This is a genomic window from Streptomyces sp. WAC04114 (assembly GCF_019733245.1).
Lineage (GTDB): Bacteria > Actinomycetota > Actinomycetes > Streptomycetales > Streptomycetaceae > Streptomyces > Streptomyces massasporeus_A.
The window spans coordinates 1-8,414 of record NZ_JAIGQA010000262.1 but is presented as its reverse complement, the minus strand read 5'-3'; the positions used below and the strand labels follow the sequence as shown (position 1 = coordinate 8,414).

6 protein-coding genes are annotated in these 8,414 nt (G+C 69.5%); 4 read left to right on the top strand and 2 right to left on the bottom strand.

Going from position 1 to position 8,414, the window contains the following annotated elements:
* Window positions 1-121: 121 nt before the first annotated feature.
* Entirely contained in the window at window positions 122-805 is a 684-nt protein-coding gene (locus K4G64_RS37045; RefSeq protein WP_221760267.1) for an ABC transporter ATP-binding protein, read from the top strand.
* Window positions 806-1,072: 267 nt separating this feature from the next.
* Window positions 1,073-4,327, top strand: a complete 3,255-nt coding sequence (locus K4G64_RS37040; protein ID WP_260461503.1) for a S8 family serine peptidase — start codon at window positions 1,073-1,075, stop codon at window positions 4,325-4,327.
* A 121-nt stretch (window positions 4,328-4,448) separates the two neighbouring features.
* On the opposite strand, the gene K4G64_RS37035 is transcribed toward K4G64_RS37040, so the two are convergent.
* On the bottom strand, window positions 4,449-5,366 hold the full coding sequence (locus K4G64_RS37035; protein WP_221760266.1) for a helix-turn-helix domain-containing protein: 918 nt from the start codon (window positions 5,364-5,366) through the stop codon (window positions 4,449-4,451).
* A gap of 180 nt (window positions 5,367-5,546) precedes the next feature.
* Between K4G64_RS37035 and K4G64_RS37030 the strand changes: the two genes are divergently transcribed.
* Window positions 5,547-6,587, top strand: a complete 1,041-nt coding sequence (locus tag K4G64_RS37030; RefSeq protein WP_221760265.1) for an NAD(P)-dependent alcohol dehydrogenase — start codon at window positions 5,547-5,549, stop codon at window positions 6,585-6,587.
* Between the two features lie 149 nt (window positions 6,588-6,736).
* Entirely contained in the window at window positions 6,737-7,120 is a 384-nt protein-coding gene (locus tag K4G64_RS37025) for a VOC family protein (RefSeq protein ID WP_221760264.1), read from the top strand.
* A 178-nt stretch (window positions 7,121-7,298) separates the two neighbouring features.
* Here K4G64_RS37025 and K4G64_RS37020 read toward each other — a convergent pair whose 3' ends face one another.
* Window positions 7,299-8,228 carry a DUF5829 family protein gene (locus K4G64_RS37020; protein WP_221760268.1) on the bottom strand — a complete coding sequence of 310 codons (930 nt, stop codon included), beginning with the start codon at window positions 8,226-8,228 and terminating at the stop codon, window positions 7,299-7,301.
* Window positions 8,229-8,414: the final 186 nt, after the last annotated feature.

The following is an 8,414-nucleotide window of genomic DNA, read 5'->3' as shown; positions in this document are numbered from 1 at the left end:
AGTTCGCGCAGTTCCCCGCCCCCGCACTCCCCGGCGGCATGGCACGGACCCAGGGGCGCGGGGAACTGCGCGAACTACCCCCACGCACCCGCACTCGACGAATCTCCCCAGGAGCCCACACATGTACGAACTCAGAGCCGTAACCAAGCACTACACCCGTTCCAAAGACACCGTCCAAGCCCTCGACGGCATTGACCTCACCATCCCCGACGGCGACCGGCTGGTCATCCAAGGACCCACCGGCGGCGGCAAATCCACACTGCTCCAGATGCTCGGCGGCCTCGACCGGCCCACCTCCGGCGAGATCGTCCTGGACGGCACCGACCTCGCCGCACTGCCGGAGGCGAGACTGACCCGGGTGCGAAGCGAGAGCATCGGCTTCGTCTTCCAGTCCTTCAACCTCATCCCGACGCTCACCGCGCAGGAAAACGTGGAGACCGCCCTCGTCCCCCTCGGCGTGAAGCCGAAACAGCGACGCGAACAGGCCGCCGAGGCACTGAAATCGGTCGGTCTCGGCGAGCGCCTCGCGCATCTGCCCGGCGAGATGTCCGGCGGCCAGCAGCAACGCGTGGCCATCGCCCGGGCCTTGGTGAAACAGCCGAAGGTGCTCCTCGCCGACGAACCCACCGGCAATCTGGACGAATCGATGCGCGACGAGATCATGGACGTACTCGAACGCATGTGGGAGGAGTTCGGCCTCACCTTCGTGATGGTCACCCACGACTCGGCGATAGCGAAGAAGGCTCCCCGTGTGGCGACGATCCGCAAGGGCCGGATCTCTGTCAAGGAGAACGCGCGTGCGTAACCACGCGGCCCTGTAACGGAGTTCCGGCGGACGTGTAACAGTCGGCCGACGGAATTCTTACCGTCCTCTCATCTATTGAGCACCTGATCACCCCTCGGCATACTGCGTATTCCGGGGGGTGTACGGGCATGCGTACGAGACCACCCCCGGCCGGGTGAACGGGGAATTCACCCGGTTCTTCTGCAAGGGGGAAACTTGCGCAGACAAGTGAAAAGGGCGTACGCGGCCACAGTCGCCACAGCGGCGGCCGTGGCCCTGGCGGCGGGTATGACCAGCCCGGCGTCGGCCAACGGCGAGCAGGCGGCGGCGTCCGCCAAGCCGGCGTCCTTCACCGCCAAGCACCGCGTCACACTCATCACCGGCGACCGCGTCGTGCTGGACGCCAAGGGCCGTGTCATCGGCCTGGAACACGCCAAGGGCCGCGAGAAGGTACCCGTCCAGATCCGCAAGGTCGGCGGCCACACCCTCGTCATCCCGGCCGACGCGGCCCGCCTGGTCGCCACCGGCAAGCTCGACCAGCGGCTCTTCGACGTCACCGAGCTCAACAAGTCGACCACCCGCAAGGCCCAGAAGAAGGGCCTGAAGGTCATCGTCGGCTACCGGGGCAGCGCCGCCGCCACCAAGGCCGACGTCCGCGAGGCCGGCACCCTGAGCCACGCGCTCAAGTCCGTGAACGCGGACGCCGTGCAGACCCCGCAGCAGGACACGCCCGAACTCTGGGACGCGGTCACCAACGGCGAGAAGACCGCCTCCGGCATCGCGCACGTCTGGCTCGACGGCGTCCGCAAGGCCAGCCTCGACAAGTCCGTCCCGCAGATCGGCGCCCCCAAGGCCTGGGCGGCCGGCTTCGACGGCAAGGGCACCAAGATCGCCGTCCTGGACACCGGTGTCGACGCCACCCACGACGACCTCAAGGGTCAGGTGGCCGGCTCCAAGAACTTCACCACCTCGCCCGACGCCTCCGACAAGGTCGGCCACGGCACGCACGTCGCGTCCATCGCGGCCGGCACGGGCAAGAAGTCCGGCGGCAAGTACAAGGGCGTCGCGCCCGGCGCGAAGATCCTCAACGGCAAGGTCCTCGACGACGGCGGCTTCGGCAGCGACTCCGAGATCCTCGCCGGCATGGAGTGGGCCGTCGCCGAGGGCGCCGACGTCATCAACATGAGCCTGGGCGGCGGCGACACGCCCGCGATCGACCCGCTGGAAGCGGCGGTGAACAAGCTGTCCGACGAGAAGGGCGTCCTGTTCGCCATCGCGGCCGGCAACGAGGGCGACTTCGGCGACCAGACCATCGGCTCCCCGGGCAGCGCCGCCGCGGCTCTGACCGTCGGCGCCGTCGACGACAAGGACGAGCTCGCCGACTTCTCCAGCCGCGGCCCCGGCATGGACGGCGCCCTCAAGCCCGACGTGACCGCGCCCGGCGTGGACATCACCGCGGCCTCCGCCCCGGGCAACCAGATAGCCCAGGAGGTCGGCGAGAAGCCGGCCGGCTACATGACGATCTCCGGCACGTCGATGGCGACCCCGCATGTCGCGGGCGCGGCGGCGATCCTCAAGCAGCAGCACCCGGACTGGAAGTACGCCGAGCTGAAGGGCGCCCTCACCGGCTCCACCAAGGGCGGCAAGTACACCCCGTTCGAGCAGGGTTCGGGCCGGATCCAGGTCGACAAGGCCATCAAGCAGTCCGTGATCGCCGAGCCGGTCTCGGTGAGCTTCGGCGTCCAGCAGTGGCCGCACACCGACGACAAGCCGGTCACCAAGGAGCTGACGTACCGCAACCTCGGGACGAAGGACGTCACGCTGAAGCTGACGTCGACGGCCACCAACCCCAAGGGTCAGACCGTCCCGTCCGGCTTCTTCAAGCTCGGCGCCACCTCGGTGACCGTCCCGGCCGGCGGCAAGGCCTCCGTGCCGTTCACCGTCAACACCAAGCTCGGCGGCACGGTCGACGGCGCGTACTCGGCGTACGTGACGGCGACGGGCGGCGGCCAGACCGTCCGCACGGCGGCGGCGGTGCAGCGCGAGGTCGAGTCGTACGACGTGACGCTGAAGTTCCTCGACCGCGACGGCAAGGCGGCGAAGAACTACAGCGCCGACCTGACCGGCATAGCCGGCCTGGGCAAGGGCAAGGGGGCCGCGCCGTACGACGAGGACGGCACCGTCACCGCCCGGGTCCCCAAGGGCACCTACGTCCTCAACACGAACATCTACGTGGGCGACGACCCGGAGAAGTTCGAGGGCGTCGACTGGCTCGCCCAGCCCAAGCTGAACCTCACCAAGAACACGACGATCACGCTGGACGCCCGCAAGGCCAAGCCGGTGGACATCACCGTCCCGGCCACCGGCGTCAAGTCGGAGTTCGCCTCGGCCGACTACACGGTGGAGAGCGGTGACAGCAGCTACGGCTTCGGCTGGTGGCTGGACTCCTACGACGGCTTCCGCAGCGCTCACGTCGGCCCGCAGATCACCGACGGTTCGGTGACCCAGCAGTGGGACGGCCACTGGTCCAAGGGCGGCAAGGAGGAGTACAACACCGTCGCCGGCGGCAAGGTCAAGCAGCTCGCCACCGGATTCACCAAGCACTACAAGGCGAGCGACCTCGCCACGGTGAAGGCGGGCCTCGGCGCCGCGGCGAGCGGCAAGAAGGGCTCGGTCAACGCGGTGGGCTGGATGCCGTGGAGCTCCAGCGCCTCCTCGATCGGCATGCAGCAGACCCTGCCCGGCACCCGGACGATCCACCTGTCCGCGCAGGGCGGCGTGAAGTGGCAGCTGGAGTTCACCCAGTCCGGAGGTGTGGACGAGGACGGCTTCCCGGTCGACGAGGCCGCCTACGAGTTGGGCACGCACACGTTCGCCGCCGGCAAGAGCTACTCCAAGACCGTCAACACCGCCGTCTTCGGGCCGCGTCTGACCGGCGACTTCGGTGTCATCCGCGAGGGCAACCAGATCTACGGTTCCCTGCCGCTGTTCGCCGACGGCAAGGGCAACGTGGGCTACTCGACGTTCTCCGCGGTCGACACGACCCTGTACCGCAACGGCACCAAGGTCGGCAGCAACGACGACCCGCTGTTCGGTGACAAGCAGTTCAAGGTCCCGGCCGCCGACGCCGAGTACAAGCTGACGACGTCGGTCAAGCGCAGCGTCAAGGTCGCGGCGGCCTCCACCCGCGTCGACGCGAGCTGGACGTTCCGCTCGAAGAAGACCGGCGACATCACCAAGCTGCCCGTCTCCACGGCCCGCTTCGGCGCGACCACGGGTCTGGACAGCAAGGTCCCGGCCGACAAGACCGTCAAGGTCCCGGTCACCGTCGAGGGCGCGGCCAAGGGCGGCAACCTCAAGTCGCTGTCGGTGTACGCGTCGTACGACTACGGCAAGACCTGGAAGAAGCTCACCGTCAAGGACGGCAAGGTGAGCGTCAAGAACCCGGCGAAGGGGAAGGCCATCTCCTTCCACGCCAAGATCGCCGACAAGAAGGGCAACAAGTCGACGATCTCGATCTACAACGCGTACTACGGCAAGTAAGCAGTAGTGCACGGGCGTTGGCGGCCCGTCGGAAGCCTCGGCTTCCGGCGGGCCCGCCGCGTCAGCAGGGTCCTCCAGTGAGGGAGGACCTGGGCGTCGTCGACCGAGGCGAGGGTGACCCCTACTGCTCCGTGGGTGCCGAAGCCCTGGTCCCCGAGCGGGTCGCGTCCGCCCCCCAGCTCGCCAGCAGGCGCAGGGCCTGCGCCGACGAGGTGTCCGGTTCCGCGTGGTAGGTGATCAGGGACTGCTCGCCGTCGTCGACCAGGCGGAACGTCTCGAAGGACAGGGTCAGGTCGCCGACCAGCGGGTGGTGCATGCGCTTGATGCCGTAGCTCTTCTCCTTGACGTTGTGGGCGGCCCACAGGCGGCGGAACTCCTCGCTCTTGACCGACAGCTCGCCCACCAGGGCCGACAGCCGCGGGTCGTCCGGGTGGCAGCCCGCGTCCATGCGCAGATAACCGACGATGTCGGCCGCCTTCTGCTCCCACTCGACGAACAGCTCGCGGTACTCGGGCCGCAGGAACACCAGCCGCGCCCAGTTCCGCTCCTGCGCCGGCACCTCCGCCCAGTCGCCGAAGAGGGCCGACGCCATCCGGTTCCAGGCCAGGATGTCCGAGCGGCGCCCGACGATGTACGCCGGGACGGACTCGATCGAGTCCAGCAGATGCCGCAGCGCCGGCCGCACCTGCTGGCTGCGCGCCACCGGCTTCTTCTTGTGCTGCTTCGGCTTCGCCAGATGCGTCAGGTGCGCGTGCTCGGCGTCGCTCAGCCGCAGGGCGCGCGCGATCGCGTCCAGCACCTCCGCGGAGACGTTGCGGCCGTTGCCCTGCTCGAGGCGCGTGTAGTACGCCACGGACACCCCGGCCAGCTGCGCCAGCTCCTCGCGGCGCAGTCCGGGCACCCGCCGCCGCCCGAAGTCGGGCAGCCCCACGTCCTCGGGCTTCAGCCGGGCCCGCCGGGTGCGAAGGAACTCGCTGAGCTCGGCGCGCCGGTCCAGGCCGCCACCGGCCGTCTGTGCGGGTTCGGGCTGTTCGTCCATGCCGTCCAGTATTCCTGGTCGTACGCACACGAGCCTGACCCCGCCAGTGGTACGTACCGTGTGCGTACGCAAAACCGTGGTCTGGGTGAGCACGAACGATTCCTGCACGCTGGTGATCGTGCCCGGTCAGAAGGTCCAGAAGGCAGCCGGGCACGGAACCCCGCTAGGAGGACCCACGGCATGACCACTGTTGCTGCGTACGCCGCTCCCGCTCCCAAGGCTCCGCTGGAGCGCACCACCATCGAGCGCCGCGAGGTCCGCGAGTTCGACGTCCTGATCGACATCAAGTTCGCCGGCATCTGCCACTCCGACATCCACCAGGCCCAGGAGGGCTGGGGCGAGGCGATCTTCCCGATGGTCCCCGGTCACGAGATAGCCGGTGTCGTCTCCGCGGTCGGCCCGGGTGTCACGAAGTTCGCCGTCGGCGACCGCGTGGGCGTCGGCTGCATGGTCGACTCCTGCCGCGAGTGCGAGAACTGCAAGGCCGGCCGTGAGCAGTACTGCGTGCAGGGCAACGTCCCCACGTACAACGGCATCGGCCACGACGGCGAGCCCACCTACGGCGGCTACTCGCGCAGCGTCGTCGTCGACGAGAACTTCGTCATCCGCATCCCCGACGGCCTCTCCCTCGACGTCGCTGCGCCGCTGCTGTGCGCCGGCATCACCCTCTACTCCCCGCTGCGCCGCTTCGGCGCCGGCCCCGGCAAGAAGGTCGCGATCGTCGGCCTGGGCGGCCTCGGCCACATGGGCGTCAAGATCGCCCACGCCCTCGGGGCCGAGGTGACCGTGCTGTCGCAGTCCCTGCGCAAGCGGGAGGACGGCCTGCGGCTGGGCGCGGACCACTACTACGCCACCAGCGACCCGAAGACCTTCGAGGAGCTGGCCGGCACGTTCGACCTGATCGTGTCCACGGTGTCCGCCCCGCTGGACTTCAACGCCTACCTGTCCCTGCTGAAGACCGAGGGCACCCTGGCCAACGTCGGCGCCCCCGAGGAGCCGATCTCCCTCAACCTCTTCTCGGTGATCGGCGGCGGCAAGACCCTCGCCGGTTCCATGATCGGCGGCATCGCGGAGACCCAGGAGATGCTGGACTTCTGCGCCGAGCACGGCCTCGGCGCCGAGATCGAGCTGATCCGCGGCGACCAGATCAACGAGGCGTACGAGCGGGTCCAGGCCAGCGACGTGCGCTACCGGTTCGTGATCGACACGGCGACGATCTGACCCCGCACCCTCCGTGACACGGCCCTGAGGGCCCCGGCCGCGCGCCGGGGCCCTCAGGGCGTTCGTGATGCACGACGGGGGGCGCGCGGGGTACATGTGGGGGAGTGCACCGCAGGGGTCCGCCGCCATGTACGTCAGGGGAGGCCACCATGACCGTGCAGCTCAACCACACCATCGTCGTCGCCCACGACAAACGCGCCTCGGCCCGGTTCCTCGCCGATCTCCTGGGGCTCGACGTGAGCCCGCCCTACGGCCCGTTCCTGCCGGTCGAGATCTCCAACGGCGTGACGCTCGACTTCATGGACAGCCCCGGCGCCATCACGCCGCAGCACTACGCCTTCCTCGTCTCGGAGGACGAGTTCGACGAGATCTTCGGCCGCATCCAGCAGGCCGGTCTCACCTACTGGGCGGACCCGTTCCACAGCCGCCCCGGCGAGATCAACCACAACGACGGCGGCCGCGGGGCGTACTTCGACGACCCCGACGGCCACCGCCTGGAGATCATCACGAGGCCCTACGGCAGCGGCGGCTGAAGCCGGCGCACCCCGGCTCGTCACATCGTCGCGCCGCCGCGTGTCACACCGGGTCGCCGCCCGCTCGCGGAACTGACCCTCGGCGCCCCGTCCGGCCTGGTCCTGGCCGGTGTCCGGCTGGTTCTGGCCGGTGTCCGGCTGGTTCTGGCAGGTGTCCGGCTGGCCCTGGCTCCTGGTCCTACCCGGCGTCCGGCCGGTCCTGCTCCTCGAAGGTCCACACCGCGCGGGAACCCGGGCCGACCACCAGGGCCGAGTGGCCGATCCGCTCCACGTGCCGGTACGACACCGGATGGTTCAGCGACATCTCGATCTGCCGGAGACCCACCTGGTCCAGGGGCACGGAGTCGAACCGGATCGTCGTGCCGCCGCCCTTCGCGACGGCGCCCCCGCCCGGCAGGGACCGGACCGCGAAACCCCCGGCCCTCAGCAGCGGCACCGTGTTGGCGAGGTCCCGTGCGGTCACCGCGAGCCGGATGCCCGTCACGTCCCGCATCAGGTGGTCCCGGTAGGCGTCGGACAGGTAGCGCTCCCGGCCCACGTCTCCGGGGTGGGAGGCGGGCTCGGTGTTGCCGCGCGGGTCGGCGAAGTACTCCGGCCGGTACTCCATTCCCCAGGCGCCGAAGAGGTCGTACTGGTCGGTGGTGAAGACCGCGTCGAACCAGGGCACGGGGACGCCGTCACCGAAGTCGCGCGTCTGCCGGAACTCGACCGGGTCGCTGATCCCGGCCTTCCGCAGCCGCTCGATCACCGTGGGCAGGTCATCGGCGCGCTCGGTGGACACGCCCAGGCCGGTGGAGCCGAGGGTGCCGTCCTTGCCGGGCACGTCACCCACCCCGAACAGCTCGAAGTAGGTCTCGCGCCCCATCAGATAGCGGCCGGTCCAGGTCTGCCCGCCGGAACCGGTGGTGGTGCGGACCTGGAAGTCGGCGAAGTCCCGCAGATACGAGGAGTGCTCGATGGCGTCCGCGGTGGCCCGGTCGAGCACCCCGTAGGCGTGGTTGTAGAACAGCAGCTGCCGCCCGGTCGGTGTCTCGTTCTCCTCGGCCCGTGCCGTGCTCACTCCGCCCTGGACCGCGCCCGCGAGGGCCAGAGCGATGACCATGATCAGCTGTAACGCTCGTCTGAGAACCATGCGAGGGAGCGTAGGGCGGGAGGAAACGCTTCCGCTGCAGCTGCGCCCCTTTGCGGGGTCGGGCCGGGGTCAGGCCGGGTCCGGGCCCCGGTCGGGTCAGGGCTTGGTCAGCGGGGAGGCCGGTGGCGTCCCAGTCGGGGGAGCTGACGGACGGTGTCGTGG